Origin of the sequence: Nannocystis exedens, from assembly GCF_002343915.1 — a bacterium.
In the GTDB taxonomy this organism is placed as follows: domain Bacteria; phylum Myxococcota_A; class Polyangia; order Nannocystales; family Nannocystaceae; genus Nannocystis; species Nannocystis exedens.
Window position 1 is genome coordinate 2,433,185 of the sequence record NZ_NETK01000001.1, and the last position, 24,698, is coordinate 2,457,882.

The 24,698-nt window shown below is 71.4% G+C and carries 19 protein-coding genes; 14 read left to right on the top strand and 5 right to left on the bottom strand.

Annotated features, from left to right (window positions below; genetic code table 11):
* Positions 1–10 precede the first annotated feature (10 nt).
* The 5 genes from NAEX_RS09460 to NAEX_RS09480 all read left to right on the top strand — a co-directional run bounded on the left by NAEX_RS09460 (position 11) and on the right by NAEX_RS09480 (position 8,292).
* Entirely contained in the window at positions 11–2,221 is a 2,211-nt protein-coding gene (locus tag NAEX_RS09460) for a peptidase domain-containing ABC transporter (RefSeq protein WP_096327180.1), read from the top strand.
* Between the two features lie 284 nt (positions 2,222–2,505).
* On the top strand, positions 2,506–3,384 hold the full coding sequence (locus NAEX_RS09465; RefSeq protein ID WP_170135591.1) for an efflux RND transporter periplasmic adaptor subunit: 879 nt from the start codon (positions 2,506–2,508) through the stop codon (positions 3,382–3,384).
* A 231-nt stretch (positions 3,385–3,615) separates the two neighbouring features.
* Positions 3,616–4,254, top strand: coding sequence for a SixA phosphatase family protein (locus NAEX_RS09470; protein ID WP_096327182.1), 639 nt, complete (start codon positions 3,616–3,618; stop codon positions 4,252–4,254).
* A gap of 748 nt (positions 4,255–5,002) precedes the next feature.
* Positions 5,003–6,709 (top strand): hypothetical protein, encoded by a 1,707-nt coding sequence (locus NAEX_RS09475; protein ID WP_096327183.1) that lies wholly within the window; start codon positions 5,003–5,005, stop codon positions 6,707–6,709.
* 5 nt (positions 6,710–6,714) lie between these two features.
* Positions 6,715–8,292, top strand: coding sequence for a cytochrome c family protein (locus NAEX_RS09480; RefSeq protein WP_143141257.1), 1,578 nt, complete (start codon positions 6,715–6,717; stop codon positions 8,290–8,292).
* An 808-nt stretch (positions 8,293–9,100) separates the two neighbouring features.
* On the opposite strand, the gene NAEX_RS09490 is transcribed toward NAEX_RS09480, so the two are convergent.
* Entirely contained in the window at positions 9,101–9,505 is a 405-nt protein-coding gene (locus NAEX_RS09490; protein ID WP_096327186.1) for a hypothetical protein, read from the bottom strand.
* A gap of 208 nt (positions 9,506–9,713) precedes the next feature.
* Between NAEX_RS09490 and NAEX_RS09495 the strand changes: the two genes are divergently transcribed.
* The 3 genes from NAEX_RS09495 to NAEX_RS09505 all read left to right on the top strand — a co-directional run bounded on the left by NAEX_RS09495 (position 9,714) and on the right by NAEX_RS09505 (position 13,762).
* The gene (locus tag NAEX_RS09495; RefSeq protein ID WP_096325674.1) at positions 9,714–11,096 is read left to right on the top strand and encodes a transposase; all 1,383 of its coding nucleotides are present in this window, start codon (positions 9,714–9,716) and stop codon (positions 11,094–11,096) included.
* Between the two features lie 789 nt (positions 11,097–11,885).
* The gene (locus tag NAEX_RS09500; RefSeq protein ID WP_096327187.1) at positions 11,886–13,277 is read left to right on the top strand and encodes a sensor histidine kinase; all 1,392 of its coding nucleotides are present in this window, start codon (positions 11,886–11,888) and stop codon (positions 13,275–13,277) included.
* A gap of 149 nt (positions 13,278–13,426) precedes the next feature.
* A complete protein-coding gene (locus tag NAEX_RS09505; protein WP_096327188.1) occupies positions 13,427–13,762 on the top strand; it encodes a hypothetical protein in 336 nt (111 codons plus the stop codon).
* Positions 13,763–14,017: 255 nt separating this feature from the next.
* On the opposite strand, the gene NAEX_RS09510 is transcribed toward NAEX_RS09505, so the two are convergent.
* From NAEX_RS09510 to NAEX_RS09515, 3 genes are all read right to left on the bottom strand, one after another.
* Positions 14,018–15,721: an ankyrin repeat domain-containing protein gene (locus NAEX_RS09510; RefSeq protein WP_096327189.1), complete on the bottom strand. Its 1,704-nt coding sequence runs from the start codon at positions 15,719–15,721 to the stop codon at positions 14,018–14,020.
* 336 nt (positions 15,722–16,057) lie between these two features.
* Complete coding sequence (locus NAEX_RS49905) at positions 16,058–16,198, bottom strand: hypothetical protein (RefSeq protein ID WP_170135592.1); 141 nt, start codon at positions 16,196–16,198, stop codon at positions 16,058–16,060.
* A gap of 351 nt (positions 16,199–16,549) precedes the next feature.
* Positions 16,550–16,834, bottom strand: a complete 285-nt coding sequence (locus tag NAEX_RS09515; protein WP_143140963.1) for a hypothetical protein — start codon at positions 16,832–16,834, stop codon at positions 16,550–16,552.
* Positions 16,835–17,260: 426 nt separating this feature from the next.
* On the opposite strand from NAEX_RS09515, the gene NAEX_RS09520 reads away from it, so the two are divergent.
* Positions 17,261–17,623 (top strand): translocon-associated protein subunit alpha, encoded by a 363-nt coding sequence (locus NAEX_RS09520; RefSeq protein WP_143140962.1) that lies wholly within the window; start codon positions 17,261–17,263, stop codon positions 17,621–17,623.
* Between the two features lie 166 nt (positions 17,624–17,789).
* Here the strand turns inward: NAEX_RS09520 and NAEX_RS09525 are convergent, their stop codons facing one another.
* Positions 17,790–18,728 carry a helix-turn-helix domain-containing protein gene (locus tag NAEX_RS09525; protein WP_170135593.1) on the bottom strand — a complete coding sequence of 313 codons (939 nt, stop codon included), beginning with the start codon at positions 18,726–18,728 and terminating at the stop codon, positions 17,790–17,792.
* 898 nt (positions 18,729–19,626) lie between these two features.
* Between NAEX_RS09525 and NAEX_RS09530 the strand changes: the two genes are divergently transcribed.
* From NAEX_RS09530 to NAEX_RS09555, 5 genes are read left to right on the top strand one after another with little or no spacing between them, the layout of a single operon-like run.
* Positions 19,627–20,808: a hypothetical protein gene (locus tag NAEX_RS09530; protein WP_143140961.1), complete on the top strand. Its 1,182-nt coding sequence runs from the start codon at positions 19,627–19,629 to the stop codon at positions 20,806–20,808.
* 48 nt (positions 20,809–20,856) lie between these two features.
* A complete protein-coding gene (locus tag NAEX_RS09535; protein WP_096327194.1) occupies positions 20,857–21,285 on the top strand; it encodes a hypothetical protein in 429 nt (142 codons plus the stop codon).
* Positions 21,282–23,012, top strand: a complete 1,731-nt coding sequence (locus tag NAEX_RS09545; protein WP_143140960.1) for a porin — start codon at positions 21,282–21,284, stop codon at positions 23,010–23,012. The genes NAEX_RS09535 and NAEX_RS09545 overlap by 4 nt, the downstream gene beginning before the upstream one ends.
* Before the next feature lie 3 nt (positions 23,013–23,015).
* Positions 23,016–23,957, top strand: coding sequence for a hypothetical protein (locus NAEX_RS09550; RefSeq protein ID WP_096327197.1), 942 nt, complete (start codon positions 23,016–23,018; stop codon positions 23,955–23,957).
* Positions 23,958–23,969: 12 nt separating this feature from the next.
* On the top strand, positions 23,970–24,695 hold the full coding sequence (locus NAEX_RS09555; RefSeq protein ID WP_096327198.1) for a MotA/TolQ/ExbB proton channel family protein: 726 nt from the start codon (positions 23,970–23,972) through the stop codon (positions 24,693–24,695).
* The last annotated feature ends 3 nt before the right edge of the window (positions 24,696–24,698 follow it).

Here is a 24,698-nt window from a genome sequence, read left to right on the forward strand (position 1 = left end):
GCGGCCCGCCATGAGCACCTCGCCCGAGCCCGACCGCGCGCTGTCTCGCCGCTTTCCGGCGCTGCGCCGGCTCGGCGCGCCCGGGCCGCGCGGGCAGCTCGAGCACGTGCAGCAGATGACGGCCGCCGACTGCGGCGCGGCCTGCCTGGCGATGGTGCTGCGCTACTACGGCCGCGAGGTCGGCCTCGACGAGCTGAGCCTCGCCATGGGCGCCGACCAAAACGGCGTCAGCGCGCTCGGCATCCTCCGCACCGCCCGCAGCTACGGCCTGCGCGGGCGCGGCGTCCAGGTCGAGGACCTCGACGATCTGAGCCTCGTCCCGCGCGGCGCCATCCTGCACTGGGAGTTCAACCACTTCGTCGTGTTCGACCGCCTCGACCGGCGCGGGGTCTCCATCCTCGATCCCGCCCACGGTCGCCGGCGGATCAGCCCCGCCGAGTTCGACCAGGCCTTCACCGGCGTCGCCCTCCTGCTCGAGCCGGGCGAGGCGTTCGCGCCCGAGCGGCGGCGGCGGCCGCTCGTGCGCCGCTACCTCGCCAAGATCCTCGCCCACCCCGCCCTGTGGACCCGCTCGCTGCTGATGTCGGTGCTGGTCCAGCTGCTCGCGCTGGCGCTGCCGCTGATGACCACCTTGCTGGTCGACCGGATCCTCCCGCGCGGCGACCTCGACCTGCTGCAGGTCCTGGTCGGCGGCCTGGCGATGATGGTCGTCTTCACCTTCATCAGCTCGTGGGTGCGGGCCAACCTGCTCGTCCAGCTGCGCACCCTGCTCGACGCCGACATGACGATCGGCTTCCTCGACCACCTCGTCGACCTGCCCTACGCCTTCTTTCAGCGGCGCTCGACGGGCGACCTCATGCTGCGCCTCGGCAGCAACGCCGTGGTCCGCGAGATCCTCACCTCCGGCGCGCTCTCGGCGGTGCTCGACGGCACCCTCGTCAGCCTCTACCTCGTCCTCATCTTCTGGGCCAGCCCGCTGATGGGCGGCGTCGTCGTCCTCCTCGGCGCCGTCCAGCTCTCGCTCTACTGGGCCACGCGCCGGGTCCAGCGCGAGCTGATGAGCGAGAGCCTGGCCGCGCAGGCCAAGACCTCGAGCTACGAGGTCGAGCTGCTCGGCGGCATCGAGACGCTGAAGAGCATGGGCGCCGAGTTCCGCGCCGTCGACCGCTGGTCCAACCTGTTCGTCGACGCGCTCAACGTCTCGCTGCGGCGCGGCCGGCTCGACGCCCTGGTCGGCGCGCTGCTCGGCAGCTTCAGCATGGCCGCGCCGCTCGTGATCCTCGGCACCGGCGCCACGCTGGTGCTCTCGGGCGAGCTCAGCCTCGGCGCGATGCTCGGCCTGTCGGCGCTCGGCGCCGGCTTCCTCGGCCCGCTGTCGGCGCTGGTCGCGGTCACGCTCAAGTTCCAGCTCCTCGGCAGCTACCTCGAGCGCATCGAGGACGTCATGCAGTCCGAGCCCGAGCAAGATCCCGCCCGGGTCAAGCGCGCCCCGAAGCTGTCGGGGCGGATCAAGACCGAGGCGATCTCGTTCCGCTACGCCGACAGCGTCCCGCCGGCGGTCGTCGACGTCTCGGTCGACATCGAGCCCGGCCAGTTCGTCGCCGTCGTCGGCGCCTCCGGGGCCGGCAAGTCGACCCTCGCCAAGCTGCTGGTCGGGCTCTACCGCCCGCAGCAGGGCCGCGTGCTCTACGACGGCCTCGACCTCGCCGGCCTCGACCTCCGCAGCGTGCGCGAGCAGCTCGGCGTCGTCACCCAGCGCGGCGAATTGTTCGGCGTGTCGATCCGCGACAACATCGCCCTCGGTCGCCCCGACATGACCCTGGAAGAGGTGATCGAGGCCGCCCGCGCCGCCTCGATCCACGACGCGATCGCCGCCCTGCCGATGGGTTACGAGACGATCCTGGCCGACGGCGGCGCCTCGCTGTCGGGCGGCCAGCGCCAGCGGCTCGCGCTCGCGCGCGCCCTGGCCGGCAAGCCCGCGATCTTGCTGCTCGACGAGGCGACCAGCAACCTCGACACGATCAGCGAGGCGGCGATCCAGCGCTCCCTCGCGGCCCTGCGCTGCACGCGGATCGTCATCGCCCACCGCCTCAGCACCGTGATCGCCGCCGACGTGATCCTGGTGATGGACCAGGCCCGCCTGGTCGACGCCGGCCGCCACGACGAGCTGCTCGGCCGCTGCCTGCAGTACCGCCGGCTGTACGAGAAGGGGGCGGCGTGACGCGGCCGCGGTCGAGCGCGCCTTCGGGCATGTCGTCGAGGACATGTCGCAATGCCCATGTCTGTTCGGGCATGTCCTTCGCGCCATGCAGCGAGCCCGCTGCCGACGCCACGCCGCCTGTCTCTTCGGGCATGTCCCATCCGCCACGCGGTGACCCGCCGCACCCCGGGGCGACGGCTCGGCATGTCCTTCCGGACATGTCTTCTCTGCCCTACGGCGCAGCGCTCCCGTCGCGCCCCGCAGCGGCCTCGTCGCGGCGCGCCGCACTGCCTGTCCCTTCGGACATGTCCGCCTCCTCCCTCCGCGCACGCGTGGCGACCTGGCTGGCCGCCGCCCTGCTGGCGGCCTGCAGCGAGCCGGCCCCCGCGCCGGCCGACGCCGAGCCGGCCGAGCACGTCGCCGCCCCGGCGCCCGCCCCGGCGCCCGCCCCGGCGCCGATGGTGGGCGTGCTGGTGCCCGAGGCCGAGGTCGTGCTGGTCTCGTCGGGCTTCTCGCGGCTCGCGCGGCTCGACCTCGAGGTCGGCGACCACGTGAACCAGGGCGACGTCGTCGCCGAGATGGACGTGCGCGGCGATCGCAGCGAGCTGGCGGTGGCGACCGCCGCGTGGAAGGCCTCGAGCGCCGAGCTCGAGCGGCTCGAGCTCGAGCTCGAGCGGGCCAGGATGGCGCGGGCCGACGTCGAGCAGCTCGAGGACTACGTCTCGCGCGCCGAGCTCCGCGAGCAGCGCTACGCCGAGAAGCTGGCGGCCGCGCGCAAGCGCGGGGCCGGGGCCTCGATGTGGCAGCAGCGCAGCAAGATGGAGGAGGCCACCGCGCGGATCGCCGAGGCCGAGCTGCGGGCCCCGTTCGCCGGCGTGATCGCCAGCCGCCACGTCGACGCCGGCGCCACCTTGACCGCGGGCGAGCCGGTGGTCCGCCTGATCTCCGACGCCCGCGTGCTCCGCTTCGCCGTCCCCGAGGCCCGCAGCCAGGCCCTGCGCCTCGGCGCTCCCGTCACCGTCCGCTTCGCCGACGGCCCCGAGGTCGCCGGCGAGGTGATCACGATCGCCCCGGAGATCGAGGTCGGCACCCGGCTGATCTTCGCCGAGGCCCGCCTGCACGGCGACGAGCCCGCGACCCTGCGCGTCGGCGCCGTCGCCCAGGTCCGCTTCACCGGCGGGTGAATTACCGCATGGCTTTGCACAAAGCAGAGGGAATGCGTCGATCACGGCGCCCCTGTCAGGCATGCCCGATCGACCAGGTCTCGGTCCCCGGGTCTTTGGAGCGATGAGCGGCGCGAGCGGACCGGATCACCGGGGCACCGGCCAGGCCCGGCCCTGCTGCCGAACGCCGGCCGCGGCCGGGAGCCCGCGCGCGAAACCTCCCGGCCGTTCCGGGCATCCGAGTCGACGACCATGCGCCGCGCCCGTCCTCGCCTCACCCCGCCGTCCCGTCGTCTGTTCGCCTCGCTGGGCCTGGCGAGCCTGCTGTCGCTGGCCTGGACCGCCTGCAAGCCGGCAGCGGCCCCCGAGGCCCCGCCATCGGCCGACGAACCCGCCGTCCCCGTCGCGCTGACGACCGCGATCTTCGTCCGCCACGGCGAGAAAGCCGCCGACGACCCGCGCGACCCGAGCCTCAGTCCGGCCGGTGAGGCGCGGGCGCAGGCGCTCGCCGACCTGCTCGCCCGCGCCGGCGTCACCCACCTGTTCGCCAGCGAGTATCGCCGCACCCAGGCGACCCTGCGCCCGCTCGCCGACGCCAGCGACCTGCAGATCACCGTCCTGCCCGCCGCCGCCCCGCAAGAGCTCGTCGCGGCCCTCCGCGCGCTCCCGGCCGGAGCGGTCGCCGTCGTCGCCGGCCACTCGAACACCGTGCCCGCGCTGATCGGCGCGCTCGGCGGCCAGGTGCGCGACACCGTCGACGCGGGCGGCCAGCCCGCGCTCCCCGACGGCGCCTACGATCGCCTGTTCTTCGTCACCCTGCCCGCCGCGCCCGCGAGCGGCCCGACGCAGACCCTCGAGCTGCGTTACCACCCGAACACACCGACCCCCTGAGCCGGCGCGAGCACCGATCCCCCGAGCTCCCGCGCTCGTGCCCTGCATGTCTCCTCGGCCCGCAGCCAGACCGCCGCACCCCGGCCCGGAATCGGGGCATCGTCGGCGACGCCCCGCGCCTGCCCGCGAGCGGCCTCCGCGTGCCGGGCTCCGCCGTGCCGCCACGCTCGCCCCGTCGCGTCGATCGTCCCCTTCCCATCGCGCTCGCCGCATTGCGCAAGCCGCTTCGCATCGCCGGGCCCGGCGTTCGCCGCCTCCTTGATTCTCGCCTCGTCGCATTGGCCCGCGCCTCGGCGCCCGAGATCTCCTGTGAGCGCGCGGGTCGTCGCGCGCCCCCGCCGGCGCCGAGTCGCGCCGCGTCGCGCGCCGCGAATGCCGTTAAGCGAGCTCGAGCGGATCGAGCAACGCCGATAACGTTCACGACCGCGCGGAACGGGTGACCTGACCGTCGTCCGGGGTCGTCGCGTCACCGGCGATTTTCGCGGCGTCCGGGTTGTTTACAAGGTCATCTTTGGCGATTTCGCACTCTACGCATTTCACTTCACCGACTCGGTGCATACGGCCGTCGCATCTTTTTTAAAGCATGGCGAATTGATTTCGGCGTATGGTGCGGGTGCGAGTTCGATCGCCGCCAGCACCACGGCCCGCCGTGCGTGTAGGGCGGGCTCGTGCCTCGATCGGCGAAAGTGGCGCGTCGAGGCCGCTTATCGCCGATTGCCACCACTCCACCGCGAACCCAGGAGCCGTCATGACCACCGCGAAGTCCAGCCAATGGACCACCTTTCAGACCCCCGCCTGCCAGGTCGACTTCCCCGACGCCGCGCTGCAGAATCGGATGAACCAGCTCTGGAACACCAATTTGAGCGGGTTCACGCGCCAGGGGATCACGGGCAACCCGTGGACCGCCACCAATTCCAGCGATCAGACCTGGTATTTCGATCCGACCACGACCGACATCAGCGAGGGGCAATACGCGCAGATCGTCTGGTCGCCGGTACCGGGGCGGATCAAATACTACTTCCCGAACACCTCCAACCCCGACATGTGGTCGCTGGCCGACACCGGCTATGACACCAAGGGCCGGACCTTCGGCCAGATCCCGGCCGACCCGTGCGACCCCTCGGACACCACCAAGAAGCCCTACGGCCCCTACGGCCCGCGCGGCTGGCAGGACGAGTATTGCGAGTGGAGCATCACCCGCAACGCGCAGGGGCAGATCGTCCGCATCGACTTCACCTGCGAGAACCCGGAGTACTGGAACACGCTGTGGATGGTGAGCCCGCAGCGGGTCGTCGAGCTGTACCGCAGCACCCTCGACAAGCCGCAGATCGCGCTCGAGGACCTTTACCTGCGCGACGCCAGCGGCAACCCGGTGATCGACGCCTCGACCGGCCGGCCCGCCTACGACCCGCTCAACAAGTGGAACCGCGGCACCGCCTCGACCGCCGACGCCGGCGGGGCGATGCACCTGACCAGCACGCCCAACACGCTGCAGACCGAGATCGGCCTCGGCTCGACCGCCACCACCCCGCGCACCAGCGGCAACGCCAACCCGAGCACCTTGATCTGCTGCGCGCAGTACGGCCAGATCGGCCGCAACTCCGACCCGCACATCGGCCAGAGCGTCAACCTCGTCGTCACCCCGCCCAATCCCGCCATCTCGCCGGCCAAGGCGACGCTGGCCAATCCGCCCGGCCTCTACATCCAGACCCCGAACTTCAACCGGATCACCGCCCCGGGCGGCGTCGACCCCCGCACCTTCTGGACCGTCAAGCGCGGGCAGCAGTCGCTGACCGATCCTGCCGGCAACCAGCTCCCCGGCAACTTCATCCTCCACGCCGTGTTCGAGGTCCCCCGCTCGTTCGGCTTCACGATCAGCGACCTCCAGGTCGACGGCGTCCAGGTCCAGTGGGCGGCCCAGATCGCCCAGACCTTCAACATGCAGATCGCCGCCATGGCCCTGCCGCAAAAGCCCGGCCCGGCCGTACAGGCGTGCGCCGGCAGCCCGGCCGTCTCGCAGGCCCAGGCGCTGCAGCTGTTCAACACGCCCGTGTTCGAGGCCATGATCGCCACCCCGGTGGCCAACCCGGTCGGCCAGCCGATGAACCTCGCCAGCAACAGCACCATGATCGCGCCGCACATCGAGCCCGGCGCGCGACGGCGGTCCCTGACCCTCGTCCTCACCGGCCTGCTCGACCCGCCGCAGATCCCGAACGTCTCGTTCGGCGCCGGCGTCCACGTCCTCGCCGCCGGGCCGATGCGCGCGGTGACCTACGCGATCCCCGGCAACACCTACCCGTCGACCAGCTACGCCCTCGACCTCCACGTCAGCGTCGACGACGACGCCGCCCCCGGCCTGCGCGACGCCCTCGTCAGCAACCCCGGCCAGACGGCGACCATCGCCATGCCGGCGCTGCTCAACGTCGTCGACCCTGTCACCAAGGACATGGTTTGAAGACCATGTCTTCGAGACCATTCTTGCTCGCCCTGCTCGGCCCGCTCGCCTGCGGCGCCGGGCAGGAGCCCGCCGGACCCGCCACCGCGCCGCGCGAGCAGCCGCCGAAGCAGGCCGACGCCAAGGCGTCCGACGCCGGGACACCCGCCGCCGAGGCGCCCGACGCCAAGGCGACCGCCGCCGGCGCGAGCGCCTCGGCCTACCAGTGCGCCGTCCCGCTGCAGTTGAACGGCACCGTCCCGCCGGACATCTACCCGCACAACAACGACCGCGACGCCAACTGCTTCGGCTGGCAGGAGTTCATCGCCCTCAACTGGCCCGTCGCCAGCGGCGCCGGCTTCGGCGACCCGGGCGACACCGGCCCGGTCGCCTGGCAGGGCTACATGAGCAGCCACCAGCTGTTCCAGCCCGACGGCAGCGCCCCGCCGCCGTGGGGCACCCCGCCGGCGATCACCCCCGAGTGCCTGGCCGAGGCCGGCCTGACCGCCGCCGCCGCGCGCGCCGTCGTTCCGCTGACCACCTCGACCAAATTCTCGAGCGAGTTCGAGTCCGGCGACGGCCAGCAGGCCGCCCCGCGCAACGCCCCGGCGTGGCTCGGCGACGTCCGCGGCAACAACGTCTGGTACGAGGTCCGCGTCAGCGAGGACGAGTACGACGCGATCGTCCAGAACCAGCTCTACAACCGCGACGGTCAGGCCGCCTATTATCAGAAGAACCCGAGCACCGCCCTGGCCCTGCCGATCGGCACCTTCCAGCCCTCGGCGGTCGGCGCCCTCGAGCTCAAGGCCGCCTGGGTGGAGGTCCCGAACCCGAGCGACGCCCAGTGGAACCGCTACAAGCTGGCGCAGGCGGTCGTCGTCGATCCGGCCACGCAGAAGTGCCAGGCGCTGACGATCGCCCTCGTCGGCCTGCACATCATCCACAAGACCGAGGCCCAGCCGACCTGGGTGTGGGCCACCTTCGAGCACGTCGACAACGCCCCCGACGCCGCCGACGCCGCGACGACCCAGAAGGTCTGGAACTTCTACGACCCGAGCTGTCAGCCGCGCACCGTCCAGGTCCCCGCCGCCTGTCAATACAAAAACCAGGCGACCGTCACCGTCGGCTGCGACGCCAACCAACCGCCGCAGTACTGGATCGGCGACGGCTGCCCGGCGCCGGCGCCGATCCGCGTCACCCGCCTGGCCCCGCTCGACAGCGACGCCCAGGCCGTCAACCAAACCGCTTGGTCGACCATCCGCGCCGCCTACCCCGATTCGGTGTGGCTCAACTACCAGGTCGTCGCCGTGCAGTGGAGCACCAACCCGCCGCAGCAATCGAGCCAGCCGGTCGGCGTGCCGCAGGTGTTCAACAGCCCGTCGCCCGACTCGAACCTCGCCAACACGGTGCTCGAGACCTACGACCAGCGCAGCAAGTGCATCGACTGCCACCAGTACGCCACGATCTCGGGCAGCACCACCTTGCCGTCGGACTTCAGCTTCGCCCTCCAGGAGGCGCAGCCGGTCGCCACCGGCCGGCCGAAGCCGCTCAAGACCGCCGCCGCGAAGGCCGGCTACCGGCCCCCGCGACGGATCATCCAGTGACGCGCGCGCGTCGGCGACCCGAGCGCAGCCGACGCAGCGCGAACGTCTTTTCGGGCATGTCTCGCGCGACATGCCCGAAAGGTCAGCGGCAGGCCTCGTGGCAGCCATCGAAGCCGTCGCTGTAGGCGACGCAGAGGTTCAGGCCGGCGCCGACCTCGTCGCACTCGCCGTCCTCGGGCCACGGTCAGGGATCGTGCGGCGACGCGCCGTTCTTGTGGTCGCCGATCTCGCGGCTCCGCCGACCGCGATCGGGGCGACCCACGCCTCGGCGTCGGCCTGCTCGAGCGCCGCGTTGTCGACCACCACGAGGCGGCCGTCGACGGCAGCGAGCGCGGCGAGGCCCCGAGACGTCGGCGAGCAGGTCGTTGTCGAGGATCTCGACGTCACCGGCGACCTGCGCGAGCGCGCCGAGCCCCGAGAGACGACGAGCGCCAGGTTGCCGTCGAGCCGGAGCCCGTCGAGGCTCGTGACCTCGGCCAGGCCCGACAGCGAGGCGAGCTTCTCGGTGTAACCCAGCCACCCCGAGCCGTAAGTGTCCGACGATCTGCGTCGTGACGAGGAGCCGCCGGGGGCCTACGAGGTCCTCGGAGGCCGAATGTCGAAAGAGGGCGAGGAAGATCGTGATGGCCGTGGGCACGCGCTGCGGCCCGAGCCGCCGGCGCGAGGACGTTCCGCGCTGCTGCTCCCGGCGACATGTCGTGGCAGGCGAGCTCGTTCGGCGGCGGCGCGCTACGGCTGGGACGCGGAACGACCTCGCCGGCTCGATCGCGGGTCCGAGCGATGGTCCGCACGCTGGGACCTCGTCGCGCTACTGGGCGGCGACGCCGACCTCGATGCTGACCTTCTCGGTAAAGGGTATGCAATCTGCGTCATTACACACAGCGCCCCTGAGCTCACCCGTGATCGTCTTCTTGCCGGCCGTGGAGGCGGTCAGTCCGATCTCGAACTTGAGCTCCTTCTCGGTGATCTTGGCGTCCGCGGCCATCAGCTTGGTGCGGTCCAGCGTCACGCCGTCGGGCGCTGTGAGCGACAGCCTGGCCGGGAACTCCCTGTTGATGCGATACACGCCCTTGGCCGTGAGCTTCACCGCCGCGACCGCCTTCACGTTCACCTTCGCGGCGGGCTTCTCGATGGTGAGATCGTAGTTGGTCGCAGCGAACGCGGTCCCGGTCAGCGCGGTGAGCAGAGCGGCGATGGTCAGGATTTTCTTCATGGAGTCCTCCTTGCCTCGCAAGCGACGCTCATCCGGATTCAGGAGTCAATCGGGGGATTCAGCGGCAAAAACTGGCTCCGGCGACCACGGCGGGCGCCTATCAGCCCGTGGTGAAAGTCGCGGCAACCACGCCGCGAGGAACCTCGCGAGCAGCGGAGCGGCGCGCGGTATCGCGCTCTGCGATGAAAGCTGATAAAGTGGCTTTGCCATGGCCATGGGGCACGACAACGGGGAGCAGCCGACGCTGTTCATCACGTATGACAAGTTGCAGGGGCTCGGGCACCCGTTCTACGAGGCGCTCGACAAGCTGCTCCGGAAGCACGGCTTCGACCGTTTCGCGGAGAAGCAGTGCGAGCCGTTCTACGCCGAGGTGATGGGACGACCGGGCCTCGCGCCGGGGGTGTACTTCCGCTGCTTGCTGATCGGCTACTTCGAGGGGATCGGCAGCGAGCGGGGCATCGCCTGGCGGGTCGCCGACTCGCTGAGTCTGCGGCGGTTTTTGGGGCTCGGCCTGGAGAAGCAGCCGCCGGATCACTCGACGATCTCGCGGACGCGGCGTCGGCTGAGCACCGACGTGCACGAGCGGGTGTTCACGCGGGTGCTGGAGCTGGTCGCCGAGCATGGCCTGTTGCGCGGCAAGACGCTCGGGATCGACGCAACGACACTTGAGGCGAACGCGGCGCTGCGATCGATCGTGCGCCGCGACGACGGACGCGCGTACAAGGAGTACTTGACCGACCTGGCGAAGGCCGAGGGGATCGAGGAACCGACGCGCGAGGACCTGGCGCGGCTGGACCGCAAGCGGCCGAAGAAGGGCTCGAACGACGAGTGGGTACACCCGCACGATCCCGAGGCGCAGATCATGAAGATGAAGGACGGCAGCACCCACCTCGCGCACAAGCACGAGCAGGCGGTCGACCTCGAGACCGGCGCCATCGTCGGCGTGACGGTGCACGGCGGCGCTGCGGGCGACACGAAGACCATCGAGAAGACGCTGGAGGTCGCCGACGCCAATCTCGCGGAGGTGCGCCAAGAGGGCTCGGAGAAGGCCAGGGAGCAGATCGCCGAGCGCGTCGAGGAGGTCGTCGCCGACAAGGGCTACCACAGCAACGACGTGCTCACGAGCCTCGAGGAGGTCGACGTACGCAGCTACATCCCGGAGCCCGCGCGTGGTCGCCGGCGGTGGAAGGACAAGCAGGCCGAGCGTGAGGCGGTGCACCGGAACCGCCGCCGCGTGAAGCGAGGCAAGAGCAAGGAACTGCAGAAGAAGCGCAGCGAGCTGGTCGAACGGCCCTTCGCGCACATGCTCGACTCCGGCGGAATGCGCAGGGTCCACGTCCGCGGTCACGACAATATCCTCAAGCGGCTGGTCATCCACGCCGCCGGATTCAACCTGAGCTTGATCATGCGAAAGGTCCACGGAATCGGGAAACCGAGGGCCCTCCAGGGCCTTCGGGCCGCGCTTTCTGCCGTGCTCGTGGCTGTCCTCACGCTTCTGCGGTGGCTCGGAGCGCTTCTTGACCGCCATTCGCGGCACTCCCTACCGGGAGCTCGACTTCCAGAGCACGTCGCTCACTCGAGATACGCATGAGCGATTTCGTCTCACCGACTTCTACCTCGGGCTGCTATGGGCGCCCATGGGCGCCCACCTCCAGAGCGCCCCTCCCTCGATGTCATTCACGCTGGACCAATATCCACGGCCGACGCCGTCGTGCCCTTGATGCTCACCGATCGCAACCTTGGGGGGCCCGTGGCTTCACGTCTTTGCGGGAGCGCGCCGCGGCCCACGGTAGCGCGCCGGAGCGGCCTTCGCTCGAGCGACCGGGGCCTGCTCCTCGCAGGGTCCGCGGGGCGCACCAGAGCTGGTCGCCGGGCGCCCACACCTGCCAGCCGTGGAACTCGCCTGCGTCGCCCCGGCTGCGGGCCGGCACCCAGGTAGGCCCGGCAGCAGGGGACGCCGGCGCTGCAGCTCATAAACTGCAGGGGCGGGGCAGTCAGTCGGCCGGCGCGGCGGACACCACGGGCCCACGGCTGTCGAGCCGGCGCGGGCCCAGAGCCGCCGCCGACGATTGCATCGACATGTCCCAAAGGCTATTTTTGTGGCACCGGCGAATCGCGCTCGTGCCATTGCGCGGCCGATCGCCGCAATCCCGCGCGCATCCGCCCACCCACGATTCATCGCCTTCTGCGGACGCGGGCCGACGATTCGCCGCGGCGAAGCGAGCGTCGTGCGTGCGCGTCGGCGACGCACCGCGGCCCGCTTACCTCCCCTGCCATCCATCCACCGGTCTCGACGGCGGCTCCTACGATTTGCATCATCTCTCGCGGACAGTTGTCCGTGACATCTCGCGAGGCTCCATGGCACGCTGGGGGTCCGGGCATGCCTGACCCGTCCTCCACAGGATCATCGCCGCTGCTGCGGGGGATCTTCGCCGTCCACAGCCAAAATCACGACGTGGTGCGTCGGGCGCGCTCGTTCATCGCCCTGTGCATCACCTTCGCGGCGATCACCGCCCTTTTGATCATACCCATCGTCCTCGCCGACCCCGCCGGCGATCTGCCGATGAGCCTCGTCGTGCTCGCCTCGGTGATCGCCAACTACGCGCTGGGCGCCGTCCTGGCGCGGCGCGGGTGGGTCGACCTCGCGGGCATCCTCGTCAGCGCCAACCTCAGCACCAGCGTCGCCGTCGCCATCCTGTTCCGCTTCCGCGAGCTGAACGACGGCATCTGGTTCATGGCATTGGGCGTGATCATCTCCGGCCTCGCCCTGCGGCCGCGGCTGATCTGGTGGATCCTCGGCCTCAACCTCGGGCTCACCACCCTCATGCTGGTGTTCGTGCCGCCGAGCCCTGCGGGGCCGTATCACAACTTCGGCAAGCTGATGCTCCTCGACGCCTTGCTGGTGACGACGGCGATCGCCGCCTTCATCGACGCCACCCGCAGCCGCGATCTGTTCCGCCGCCAGGCCCGCGCCGTCGAGGACCTCAAGACCGCCCGCGAGCGCGCCGAGCTGGCCAACAGCGCCAAGAGCGTCTTCCTGGCCAACATGTCGCACGAGCTCCGCACCCCGCTCAACGCGATCATCGGCTTCTCCGAGCTGCTGCAGGAGGACGCCGACGACCCGGCCGTGCGCGCCGACCTCGGCAAGATCCGCGGCGCCGGTCATCATTTGCTCGCCATCATCAGCGACATCCTCGACCTCTCCAGGGTCGAGGTCGGCAAGCTCGAGGTGCGGGCCGACTGGTTCGACCTCGGCGAATTCCTCGCCCGCCTGCACGGCCTCGTCGCCCCGCTCGCCGCGGCCCAGCGCAACACCTTCACCCTCACCGGCTCCGCCTCGGGCACCGTCTTCACCGACGAGGTGCGCCTGCGCCAGGCCCTGCTCAACCTGCTCAGCAACGCCTGCAAGTTCACCGAGCGCGGCGCCGTCGAGCTCACCGTGCGCGAGCGCGTCGAGGACGGCGAGGCGCGCCTCGAGTTCAAGGTCCGCGACACCGGCATCGGCATCGCCGAGGACGACCTCGAGCGGGTCTACATGCCCTTCGTGCAGGTCGACGACTCGCCGACGCGCCGCGCCGGCGGCACCGGCCTCGGCCTCACCCTCACGCGCGAGATCGTCCTGCTCCTCGGCGGCACCATCACCGTCGACAGCGCCCTCGGCGTCGGCACCACCTTCACGCTCACCGTCCCGCGCCGCTGGGCCGCGGAGACCGCGAGCGCGCCGCTCGAACAGCGCGTCGCCGGCGGCGTGCCCGCCCCGCTGCCCGGCTGACGCCCACGCTCGCAGCGATCGTCGCACCGACCAGGTCGCCGCGCCCGCCTGCGCATTTCCTCGCCTCGACCGTAACCGCGGTCACGACCACCGGGTGGGACGAGGTGCGGCGCCGAAGGCCTGCGCAACGCTAGCGGGTCGGAGGCAGCATGGGACATCATCACCACAAGCGAGGCCGCAACTGCAATCACGGCTGGTGGGCCACCTCGGACGCGGCGGGGCACCACCACCACAAGCTCGGGCACGACTGCGGCCACGGCGTGTGGGCCACCGATTCGGTCGACGGCCATCACCACCACAAGCGCGGCGGCGACTGCGTCGAGCACCGGCAATGGGCGACCGGCGAGGACGTCGCCGACCGCAGCTTCTTGACCGACGAGGAGTTCCCCGACGATCCCACGATCGAGGTCGATCTCTCGCACACCGACCGGCGATCGTACGAGGAGATCGAGGCCGAACTCGCGGCCCTCGAGCGGCCGAAGTGACGCGCGGTATCCGTCGACCGCACGACCCGGCACGCATGCCCCAAGCGCCCTCCCATCGACCTCAGTGAGAGCGCTGGGCGCAGCACAGCGTGCACGTCGGGAGCCGCCGCGCAGCGCCTCCAGCGGGTCGAGGCGCCCTCACCTCGGCGTCGCCGTCTCGCACCGCGCGTCGCTCGCATCAGCGCTCACGACGAACATCCCGCGGCTCCCGGCCGACGCTGCGACCGTTCACCGGCGTTGCCCGTGCCGGGCCGCTCACCGCGACTTCGCCAGCTCGGCGAGGGCCGTGCGCCCGTCGCTGCGGTACACGCGGCCGGCCTCGTCGTCATAGCGAAAGCGGTCGCGGAACGGCGCCAGCGGTGAGATCGTGAGCAGCTCGCGGAACCCGGCCGCGACGCGCTCGCGAAGCGCCGCGTCGGGGTGCACCTCGAGCGTCACCGCGACTTCGTGCGCCTTCCAGTCGCACACGCGCAGCGCCAGGCTCGTGCCGTCGACCGTGCCCGCGAACCAGTACTCGAACGTCGACTTGTACTCGTCCCCGCGGTCGTGCGGCGGGCCGACCAGGTGCTCGAGCTTCGCGCGGACGACCGCGATCGTGTCGCTGCCGAGCCCGCCCCACGCCGGCCCGCGCACCTGCGTCATCTCGGCCCGGACCCCGCCCGGCTGCGGCGTGAAGCGGATCCCCGCCACCTCGTAGTGGCCCGTGCGCGCCAGCGTCTGGTCGATCCGCGCCTGCCACGCCGGCTTCTCCGGCGGCTTCTCCGGCGCGACGGCGACGGCGTCGGCGTCCTCGACCGCGACGGCGCCGGCCTCCTCGAGCCACCCGGCGATCCAGCGCTCCCCGCGGTTCGCCCCCGGATCGTGGGGCACCACGCGCGCGAGCGCCAGGGGATTGCGCCCGTTCAGACGCCCCGCGTTCGCGTCGGCCCCCGCGCGCAAGAGGTCCTGGATGAAGGACGTCGAGTTGTCCTTCTGCATCGCCAGCGCGATCGCGTGCAGCAGCAACGTGGACCCGTCCGGGTAGCTTGCGTTCACGTCGGCCCCCGCCGCGATGGCCGCTGCGAGCATCGCGTGCTGCCGGTCGCGGCCGAGCGCCAGGAGCAGCGGATCGCCGTGACGGTCGCGCGCATTCACGTCCAGCCCCGCCGCGATCAGCAGCTCGAAGGTGACCTCGTCGGGCGCGCCGACGACCGCCCAGGTCAGCGCGGCGCTGTCCGTCACGCGCGCCCCGGCCGCGAGCAGCCGGCGGACCACGCTGCGGTGCCCGTGCGCCACGGCGTGATGAAGCACCGAGCGCACCTCGCCCGCCGAGTACTGCGCGCCCGGCTCGAGCGCCGCCGCGGCATGGACGTTCGCCCCGGCGGTCAGCAGCGTCGCCACGCTGTGCAGCTTGCCCTTCGCCGCCGCGCGCACGAGCAGCCAGTCCCGGTCGACCTCCGCGCCGGGGAGCAGCGCCGCCAGCACCTCGCCCGCGCCGGCCTCCGTCGCCGCGAGCGCGAGCTCCTTGCGGGCCTCGCCGCCCAGCCGCTGGACCGCGACGGCCAGCCCCTTCGTGGCCCCGGCCTCGATCGCCGCCTGCACCGCGGCTCTCGCCTCGTCGCCCGTCGCGGCCGCCGCCAGCGCCGCCTCGGCCCGCTTCACCGCCGCCGCCGTCGTCTTCGGCGCGAGCTCGATCGGCCACTCGACCGCCTTGCGCAGCTTCTCGACGTCCGGCGCGGCCGCGGGCTCCTCGACCCGTCCGGCCTCGACGAGCTGATTCATGGCCACGCGCAGCACCTCGGGCACGAACTCGCCGAAGCTCACCGCGAACCCGATCGGCTGGATCACCGCCACGCGCTTCGGGCCGTACTCCCAGCGGAGCAGCCGCGCGTCGAACGTAACCCCCTGCTTGGTCGTCAGGCGGACCCGGCCGTCGACCGAGCTATAGATGATGATTTTCGTCGAGACATCACTGCCCATCGCGTCGGCTCCGTGGCGTGCTGTGCTCGCACAGCCGCCCTCCGCAGGCAAGCCCGTCGCCACGGCCACGCGGCCGCCCCTGCCCCGGGCCGGGAAATCCGGGCCGTATCCGCCTTGTCCCGGTACCCCTCCGGTGCTCCGCAGGAGCGCCCGGAGCGTCGACACCGTGACGCGCATCCATTCCTTCCGGGCGATGCGCCGAGGATGACGACATACCCCGTATCACCCGCGACCCGGAATCGGGCACACGAAGCCGGCCGCGACGCCCGGCTCGCCCGCGAATCACCGCACCGCGCAGCGCGCCGTGCCATGATTGGCATTCATATTTCTTTACCATTATGAAAACCCGTCGCGATCGGTCGCCTTCAGCAACATCGCCAGCCCGCGCTGCGGCCCGCCGTTCAGGTCCTGCGGCATCGCCCGCAACAGCTCGAGCGCGGCCGTCCACGACCCGCGGGCCGGACAGGCCGCCAGCAACGGCTGCCCGTACGCCTCTTCCTGGGCCTCCGCGCCGCGACCTGCCCCCGCAGCTCGACGCCGACGGTCCGATGATTCGCACCGAGCGCTCGGACGCCGACCCAATGGCGAAAGGCTCCGACGAACCCGCGGATTCGCCGGAGTAAGCCAAGTCTCGGGCGCCCGCCGTCCGCCGCGCACGCGGACGGCGAGCTTGTCGGCGGCGCTGCGGGCACCGCTCGCGGACGCGCCGATTCACCGCGGCCGGACCACGTGCGACGATTCAGGCGCCGCCCGCGTGCCACGATTGTCGCGCCTCGGCGCGCACACGGCCGGCGCAGCCGCGCGCGCGCCATCGGTTCACCGACGCGGCTAGCGCTCGTCGGCATCGGCGCCCGCGCAGGGCACCGCCTCCGCGCCGTCGGTCTCGTAGCAGAGCCCCTCGACCTCGTCGTACACCAGCTCGGGGATCACCGACATCTGCTCCTCCTCGACGCACTCGGGGTCGCAGTTCCAGCACGACAGCGGCGGCGGCGGCTCCTCCCGCTGGCAGATCGGCGCGCTGCAACAGAGCGCCGACGCCGTCTGGGACGCCAGACCGACCCCGCCGAACGCCAACACGACCGCCATCATCGACCACACTTGAGCCAAACGCATAGGCACCTCCAAGTCTCCAGTAGTTCCAGCATGCGCCGCCATCCCCGAACGATTCGGGCGAGGCGACAAGGCGAGATTCGCAGAATACGTATAGGAGTCAAGCACGGCCGCGGCCCGTTGCCTGCAAACCAGCGCCAGCGCCGTCGGGACGGCCCCGAGCGAGCGCTCGCAGCGCTCCTTATACGATTCTGTCGGAACGATGTATTCGTCGTTCTGCGCCGCCAGAGCGGCGGCGAAACCCTCCTCGCACCTCGCCCCGTCGAAGCTCGAGGGGGGCCGATGGCGGGATCGGAGAAGCGATTGGCGGGATCCGAGAAGTCGGCGCGGTGAGACGCCTGCTACGTTCGCCGCGACGGGGAATCATCGACCAGCGCTCACGCGACCCCCGGGATCGACGTGAGCGAGGAGCGTTCACTTATGAAAACCATGCTTCCTGCCCTTGCCCTGATGCTCTCGGCCGCGTCCTTCACCGGCTGCGATTCGCCCGACGACAGCGACGTCGAGGCCCTGCAGGCCCAGCTCGACGACGAGGACGTCGACAACCTCGTCGCGGCCGAGGCGGCCGAGAGCGACGACGAGGACGGCGAAAGCCGCCCCTCCCTCGAGGCCGACGAGGACCTGGTCGACGCCAGCCGACCCACGTTGGCGACCTGCGAGCAGTGGACCCCCACGACGGGCCAGTGCGAAAGAGCCAATATCCAGTGTCTGGACCCCGAGATCACGCCGGGCCCGTGCTCGGTCCTGACGCAATGCATCAAGTGCGACGTGCCCTGGAGCGGCGGCGTCTAGACCGACCAGCAGGTTTGAGGCTCGCTACGAGCCGAGCGGCGAGCGCTCCGTGGCCGGGTCGACCCCGGCGCGGGGCGCTTTGCGCTGCGAGCTCGAAGATCGAGCGGCTCCTTCGTGGTTCGAGGAACGTCCGGGCACACGATGAGCGAGCGCCCCGCGTCGTGGGTCATGCGCCTCGTCCGCCGGCGCGGTCCTCGATCCTGCCGACCCCTCCCATCGAGCCGGCACCCGCCTCGATCGCGCCCGCCGGCGCCGCTCTCGGGCCCGCGCCCAGGGCTCCGCGCACGCGCCTCCGCCACTCGCTCGGCGCCTCGCCCGTGTGCCGCCGGAACATCGTGCTGAAGTTGGCGAGCGAGCTTGCCCCCACCTCGAGGGCGATCGTCGTCAGCGTCAGCGCGGGGTCCCGCAGCAGCGCCTGCGCCGCGCGCACCTGCGCCGCGGCGTGCTCCGCCTGAAAGCTCGTCCCCTCGTCTCGAAGCCGGCGCTGCAGCGTTCGCGTCGACAGTCCGAGCTGCCGCGCCGCGCTCTCCAGCGTCACCTCGGACAGCGGCGGGACCAGCACCCGCCGCAGGCGCTGCACGTACTTCAGCTCGCCCATGGCCGAGGCCACGATCTCTTCGAGCTCCTCGATCAGGTCCGACCGATCGCTGCGGCCGAGCCACGCGAGCGCCTCGCCGGGGGACTCGAGGACCGCGACCGGGTGTGCGGGGCGGACGACCTTGTCGAAGCCGGCCACGATCGCGCCGGGGAGGCCGTTCGGGCGGACCCGCGCCTGGCACGTCACGAGCTCGCGGTAGAGCGGCGCGCGCGCTTGCAGGTGGGCGGCGAACGCCGCGAATGCCAGCGGATCGACGCTGTGGAGCCGGCGCAGATCGACGAGCGAGGCGTGCGGCAGGGCCTCCGGACGCACCTCCACGTCGAGGAACTGGCAGAGCCGCCGGATCTCCGCCTCCCCCGGGCGACCCCAGATGGTCACGCCGTAGAACCGAGGATCGGCGCACCAGACCACGAACGAGGTCGAGACCACGTACGAGCCGGTGGGCGAACTTCGATACTCGGCGAGCCCCGTCGCTTGTTTCAACCGGGCCGTCTTCGCGAGGAACATGTCCGCTGCGAGCGCCGGCGCGCGGTCACGAGTTCTCTGAAGGTTCGACATGCACCCCCTATTCCCCGGAATGCCGGCGAACCGTCACTCGCTCTCGCCAACAACGTTGGGGCGACCCGAGGCGCCGGCCTTCGGGGTTTGGGACGCCGGCCCGACCCCGCCGGACGCCGACACGACGGCCATCATCGACCGCACCTGAGCCGAACGCAGCAGTTCAAGGCATGCTCCGCCGTCCCCGAACGGGTCGGGCGAGGCGACAGGACGAGGTTCGCAGGGTGTGAAGAGGAGTCGAGCAGACGGGCGCCCGTCGCCTGCAACCATCGCCCGCGCCGTCGGGACGGCCCCGAGCGAGCGAACACCGTGCTCCTTATGTGAATCCGTCGGCACGCAGCATTCACTGTGTTGCGCCGATTCTCGCCCTCGGCGCGCCGACGGACCTGCGGGGGGCGCGGCTCGGGGCTCGCCGCCGACGGCGAATGCGCATCGTCGGCGCCCGCCCCCGCGTGATCCCATCACGCCCGCGTGTAGGCGGCCTCCCGACGGCTCGTCACCCGGTGATCGCCGCGTATGGCGGTACCGTCGATTCACCCGACGGAACCGTCACGCCATTGTCCGGCGCGCTCACTGCATTCGGCGCGCCGGCGGCGAACACCCGACGCAATCACCCTATCTCTCGAGACCTGTCTCTCCGGGCATCCTCGCTCCGGCCCTCTCGCGCGTTTTCGCTCCTTCATTAAAATTAACGCACAGACACCTTGAAAGAATCCTCCGTCGAGGGAGACGTTGACGACACGTCGTCCTCCGGCTGTTCGCCGGCAAAAATCCGCCATGGCGCCGCAGATCCGTCGTTTCAGTTTAACTTGCACACCTTCTTTTTTAATGGATTCCTCCACCAAATATGTCCCTTCGCCTCGCCTTGTACGTCCCGCTGGCGGCCGCACTCGGCCTGACCCTCGCGCCCCGCGGGGTCCTGGCCGCCCCCTGCGCGGATCTCCCGAACCCCGTCATCGGCATCGGCGGCAGCGCCAGCAAGCCGCTGCTGGCCAAGGTCGCGGCGGCCCTGCACGCCATCGACGCCCCGATCGACCTCGTCTACCAGAGCCCGGGCGCCTGCTTCGGCATCACCTACTTCGTCGACGGCACCAAGATCACCGGCACCGCCAACTACTGGGACGCCGAGGGCACCGAGCAGACCTGCGACCTGCCGCTGACCGGCGCCGACCCGGACTTCGGCATGCTCGGCGTCAAGGGCACCCTGTGCGAGGGCGTCGACGCCATCCCCGACGGCATCGCCGAGTTCCCGGGCCCGATCACCTCGTGGAGCCTCATCGCCTCCAACGACTCGAGCCAGACCAACATCAGCGCCGCCGCGGTCTACTTCGTCTACGGCTTCGGCGCCGCGCTCGGCCAGGTCGCCCCGTGGACCGTCGACGCCGAGCTGTACAGCCGCAACGCCACCTCGGCCGCCCTGATCGCCATCGCCCTCGGGGCCGGCATCCCGCCGACCAAGTTCAAGGGCATCGACGTCGGCACGAACCAGGCCATGATCTCGAGCGTCGGCCAGTCGCTGAACCCCGAGAACGCGCTCGGCTTCGTCAGCACCGAGGTCGCCGACCTCAACCGCGACACCGTCCACACGCTCGCCTACCAGGCCTACGACCAGAGCTGCGCCTACTGGCCCGACTCGACCGCGACCGCCTTCGACAAGCGCAACGTCCGCGACGGTCACTACGACCTGTGGAGCCCGTACAACTTCTACGTCCCGGTCGACGGCGACGGCGAGATCATCGACCCCGAGACCCGGCGCCTCGTCGGCTTCTTCACCGGCGCCGAGCCGCTGCCGGACGGCCTGCCCCTGCTCGACATCATCATCGACAACGGCACCATCCCGCAGTGCGCCATGCAGGTGTGGCGCGACGAGGAGATCGGGCCCCTCTACAGCTTCCAGCCCGACGCGCCGTGCGGCTGCTACTTCGAGGCGCGGGCGGCCGGCGGGACCGACTGCCAGGCGTGCGCCGGCGACGGGGACTGCGGCGCCGACGCCCCCGTCTGCCGCCACGGGTACTGCGAGGTGATCTGACCCTTGCGACCTGTCCCTCGCGCCACCCACGAAGCCTCCAGGAGTCCCATGCCCATCGCTCATCCCACCGTCCGCGCCCGCGTCGCCGCCCGCGCCCTCGCGCTCGCCGTCGGCCTCGTCGGCGCCTGCTCTTCGGAGCAGGTCGAGCCGCCCGGCGACGACACCGACGACCCCGCGACCTCCGCCACGCCGACCGGCAACGCCACCGCGACCGAGCCCGGCACCACCACCCCCGACGACCCGACCGGGACCTCGACCACTCAGGGCGCCACCACCGACGACCCGCCCGACCCGACCACCGGCACCACCGGCGACCCTGCCGAGTGCGAGACCCCCGAGGGCTGCTGGAGCTGCACGCCCACCACCCACAAGCAGCACCTCAACGCGTGCACCGACGCGACCTGTGAGCCCTTCCCCAACACGAAGGACCGCCTCCCGCTGCTCGAAGAGGACGGGACGCTGCCGCCGCTGCCGTGACCGCCCCTCACCCCCGCCCCCTGTCGTGGCTCGGCGCGCTGGTCCTGGCGCTCCCGCACGTCGCCAGCGCCGCGCCCTCGGTCTCGATCGAGATCGAGGACGACGACGACGCGCCCGCGCCGACCTCTTCTCCAGCGACCCAGCCGCCCAGGCCGACGACGCCGACGACCTCGACGGCTCCGACGACGCCGACGACTGCGAACAAGACCTCGCCCGCGATTTCTTCACCGCCGACGGCTGCGAATAAGCCACCCGCATCGACGACCTCGCCCGCCCCGCCCGACGTCGACGCCGTGCCGGTCGACGCGCCCGGGGTCGAATCGCAACCCTCCGCCCCCGCGCAGCCCGACCCCGAGATCGCCCTCCTGCGCGAGCAACTCGCGGCCGTGCAGACTCGCCTCGAGACGGTCGAGAAAGCGCGCGCCGCCGAGAAGGCCGAGCAGCACCAGGCCAAACAGCGCACCCCGTTCGTGCGCGTCGGCGACGTCGGCCGCGCCGAGATCGCGCCGACCCACGTCGGCTTCGGCCCCGGCGCCGGCGTGTCGCAGTGGGGCGTGCGCGTGTCGGGCTACATCCAATCGCAATACCAGTGGAGCCAGCTGTCGGAGGACCAGATCCAGCAAGGCGGCGCGACGCTCAACCAGAACCGCTTCATGGTCCGCCGCGGCCGCCTGCGCGTCAGCGGCGACTGGAAATGGGTCGCCTTCGACTTCGAGCTCGACGGCAGCACCACCCGCGGCCCGTTCGTCGGCGTCCGCCAGGCCAACGCCAGCTTCGTCTGGCGCAACCCCGACGCCGCCCGGCCGCCCTACTGGATGGTCACCGCCGGCCTCACCGAGGCCCCGTTCGGCCACGAGCTGCGCCTCGGCCAGCGCGAGATGATGTTCATGGAGCGCTCGCTCGGCTCGCTCGCGTTCTTCCCCGGCCCCGTCGACGTCGGCGTGCGCGTGCGCGGCGGCGTCGCGGCGTTCCGCTACGACCTCGCGGTCATGAACGGCGCCCCGCTCGACGATCGCGCCGGCGCCCGCAACACCACCGACCCGACCCGCGCCCCCGACTACCTCGGCCGCTTCGGCTTCGCCGCCCGCCCCGGCGAGCACGCCGTCAGCGGCGGCGTCAGCCTGCTCTACGGGACAGGTTTCCACCGCGGCAGCGAGGCGACCAAGAACCGCCTCGAGTGGAGCGACCTCAACGAGAACGGCGCGATCGACACCGGCGAACTGGTCGCGGTGCCCGGCCAGGCCGCCACGCCGTCGGTCAACTTCCGCCGCTGGGCCGTCGGCGCCGACTTCCAGGTCGGCCTGCGCTCGAAGGCCGGCTGGACGCAGATCCTCGCCGAGGGCACGATCGCCAGCAACCTCGACCGCGACCTCATCGTCGCCGACCCGGTCGTCGTCGGCGCCGACCTGCGCGAGCTCCACGGCTACGTCGCCGTGATCCAGGAGCTGTTCGGCCGGGCCGTGGTCGGCGCGCGCTACGATTATTACGACCCCAACACCGACCTGCTCGACCGCCGCCGCGGCGAGTTCGTGCCCAGGGCCGCCGCCATTCACACGATCTCCCCGATCGCCGGCGCCCTCCTGCCGCCGAACTGGATCCCCGGCGTGCGCGGCCGCCTGGTGTTCCAGTACGACGCCGTCCTCGACGCGCTCGGCCGCGACAGCCGCGGCGTCCCGGCCGACCTCAAGAACGACCAGTTCATCGTCCGCCTGCAGGGGGAGTTTTAAACAATGCGCGCAGCGCTGCTCGCCTTGGTTCTCGCGGCCGCCTGCACCGGCGAGGTCGAGCAGCAGATCGGCCTGTTCGAGCCGATCCGCGTGCCCGACGGCGAGCTGCTCGACGACGAGCCGCCGCTCGTCGAAGCTGGCCCGAAGGTCACCTCGCTCGACACCTCCTCGGGCATCCTCACCGTCGGTCAGCGCGATCGCCTGCTGTCCGGCCGCACCACCGAAGACGCCCACGCGATCGCCGTCCGCTTCGACGGCCTCGGCAGCGGCTGGTGGGTGCGCCCGGTCCAGGACAAAAACCCGATGTTCCCCGGCGAGCGCGACTTCCAGCTCCGCCACGACATCGGCGGCGGCGCCCCGCCCGGCGTCCACAAGCTGCTGCTGGCCGCGATCGACGAGGCCGGCCGGCGCGGCCCCGCCTTCGAGGCCGACGTGTGCATCCGCGACGACGGCCTGCCCGACAACCTCAACGCCTGCGACGCCACCATCCCGCCGCCCGCGCTGGTGATCACGCTCGCGTGGGACCAGGACGTCGACCTCGACCTCGTGGTCGAGACCCCGAGCGGCAAGAAGATCGCCCACGCCACGCCGACCTCGGGCGAGAAGGTCGAGACCGAGGTCCCGGCCGGCGTCGTCGAGGATCCCACCACCGGCCGGCTCTCGCGCGACAGCAACGCCGGCTGCGCGATCGACGGCCGCAACGGCGAATCGGTGGTGTTCCAGGAGCCGCCGGCGCGCGGCACCTATCTGATCTACGCGGACTTGTTCGACGCCTGCGGGGCACCCGGCACCCTGTTCTCGGCCGCGGTGTACCGCCGGGTCGAGCGCGACGACGGCACCTTCGCCCTCGTCGAGGACGCGCGCACCGGCGGCGCGCTGGTCGACCTCCAGGCCACGGGAGGCGGCCAAACCCCGCTCTACGTGATGGCCAGCAAGCAACCGTGAGGACCGTGCCTTATGAACGTCGTCGATGAACTGATCAAGATCGCCCTGCTCGGCGCGACCTGGGTGCTCTACTTGCTGTTCGCGCTGTCGGTGCTGTCGATCGCGGCGATGGTCGAGCGCTGGCTGTTCTTCCGCAAGAACCGCGCCGGCGGCGACAAGCTGCGCCGCGACCTGCTCGCCGCCATCGCCGCCCGCGACGATGCCCGCATCGACGCCGCCCTGGCCGGCAGCAAGACCGTCGAGGCCGAGGTCCTGCGCCAGGCCATGCTGTTCCGGGACGGCGGCGCCGCGGCCTTCCTCGACGCCGTCGAGAGCGGCCTCGCCTCCGAGCGCGCCGGCCTCGACCGCGGCACCGTCCTGCTCGGCACGATCGGCAACAACGCCCCGTTCGTCGGCCTGTTCGGCACCGTGCTCGGCATCATCGAGGCCTTCTCCTACCTCGGCACCGGCGACCAGGCCGCCATGGGCAACGTGATGAGCGGCATCTCCGAGGCCCTCGTCGCCACCGCCGTCGGCATCTTCGTCGCCATCCCCGCGGTCATCGGCTTCAACGTCGCCCAGAAGAAGGCCGGCGAGCTCGAGAACAGCGTGCTGTCGCTGGCGCGCCTGCTGTCGGCCTGGCTCAAGCTGGCCGAGGCCCACGCCGAGGCCGGGGCCCACGACCCCGACAACCTGGCGCGCCTGCCCGATCGCGCGGCCCGCCGCGCGCTGGAGCCGATCCGCAGCGGAGGAACGTAGGGA

Coding starts and splice junctions, on each gene's coding strand:
- NAEX_RS09520 (WP_143140962.1), top strand. CDS start 17,261: ATGCTTCCTGCCCTTGCCCTGATGCTCTCGGCCGCGTCCTTCACCGGC.
- NAEX_RS09525 (WP_170135593.1), bottom strand. CDS start 18,728: ATGTTCCTCGCGAAGACGGCCCGGTTGAAACAAGCGACGGGGCTCGCC.
- NAEX_RS09550 (WP_096327197.1), top strand. CDS start 23,016: ATGCGCGCAGCGCTGCTCGCCTTGGTTCTCGCGGCCGCCTGCACCGGC.
- NAEX_RS09470 (WP_096327182.1), top strand. CDS start 3,616: ATGCGCCGCGCCCGTCCTCGCCTCACCCCGCCGTCCCGTCGTCTGTTC.
- NAEX_RS09490 (WP_096327186.1), bottom strand. CDS start 9,505: ATGAAGAAAATCCTGACCATCGCCGCTCTGCTCACCGCGCTGACCGGG.
- NAEX_RS09465 (WP_170135591.1), top strand. CDS start 2,506: ATGTCCGCCTCCTCCCTCCGCGCACGCGTGGCGACCTGGCTGGCCGCC.
- NAEX_RS09505 (WP_096327188.1), top strand. CDS start 13,427: ATGGGACATCATCACCACAAGCGAGGCCGCAACTGCAATCACGGCTGG.
- NAEX_RS09530 (WP_143140961.1), top strand. CDS start 19,627: ATGTCCCTTCGCCTCGCCTTGTACGTCCCGCTGGCGGCCGCACTCGGC.
- NAEX_RS09480 (WP_143141257.1), top strand. CDS start 6,715: ATGTCTTCGAGACCATTCTTGCTCGCCCTGCTCGGCCCGCTCGCCTGC.
- NAEX_RS09555 (WP_096327198.1), top strand. CDS start 23,970: ATGAACGTCGTCGATGAACTGATCAAGATCGCCCTGCTCGGCGCGACC.
- NAEX_RS09515 (WP_143140963.1), bottom strand. CDS start 16,834: ATGCGTTTGGCTCAAGTGTGGTCGATGATGGCGGTCGTGTTGGCGTTC.
- NAEX_RS09460 (WP_096327180.1), top strand. CDS start 11: ATGAGCACCTCGCCCGAGCCCGACCGCGCGCTGTCTCGCCGCTTTCCG.
- NAEX_RS09475 (WP_096327183.1), top strand. CDS start 5,003: ATGACCACCGCGAAGTCCAGCCAATGGACCACCTTTCAGACCCCCGCC.
- NAEX_RS09495 (WP_096325674.1), top strand. CDS start 9,714: ATGGCCATGGGGCACGACAACGGGGAGCAGCCGACGCTGTTCATCACG.
- NAEX_RS09510 (WP_096327189.1), bottom strand. CDS start 15,721: ATGGGCAGTGATGTCTCGACGAAAATCATCATCTATAGCTCGGTCGAC.
- NAEX_RS09500 (WP_096327187.1), top strand. CDS start 11,886: ATGCCTGACCCGTCCTCCACAGGATCATCGCCGCTGCTGCGGGGGATC.
- NAEX_RS09535 (WP_096327194.1), top strand. CDS start 20,857: ATGCCCATCGCTCATCCCACCGTCCGCGCCCGCGTCGCCGCCCGCGCC.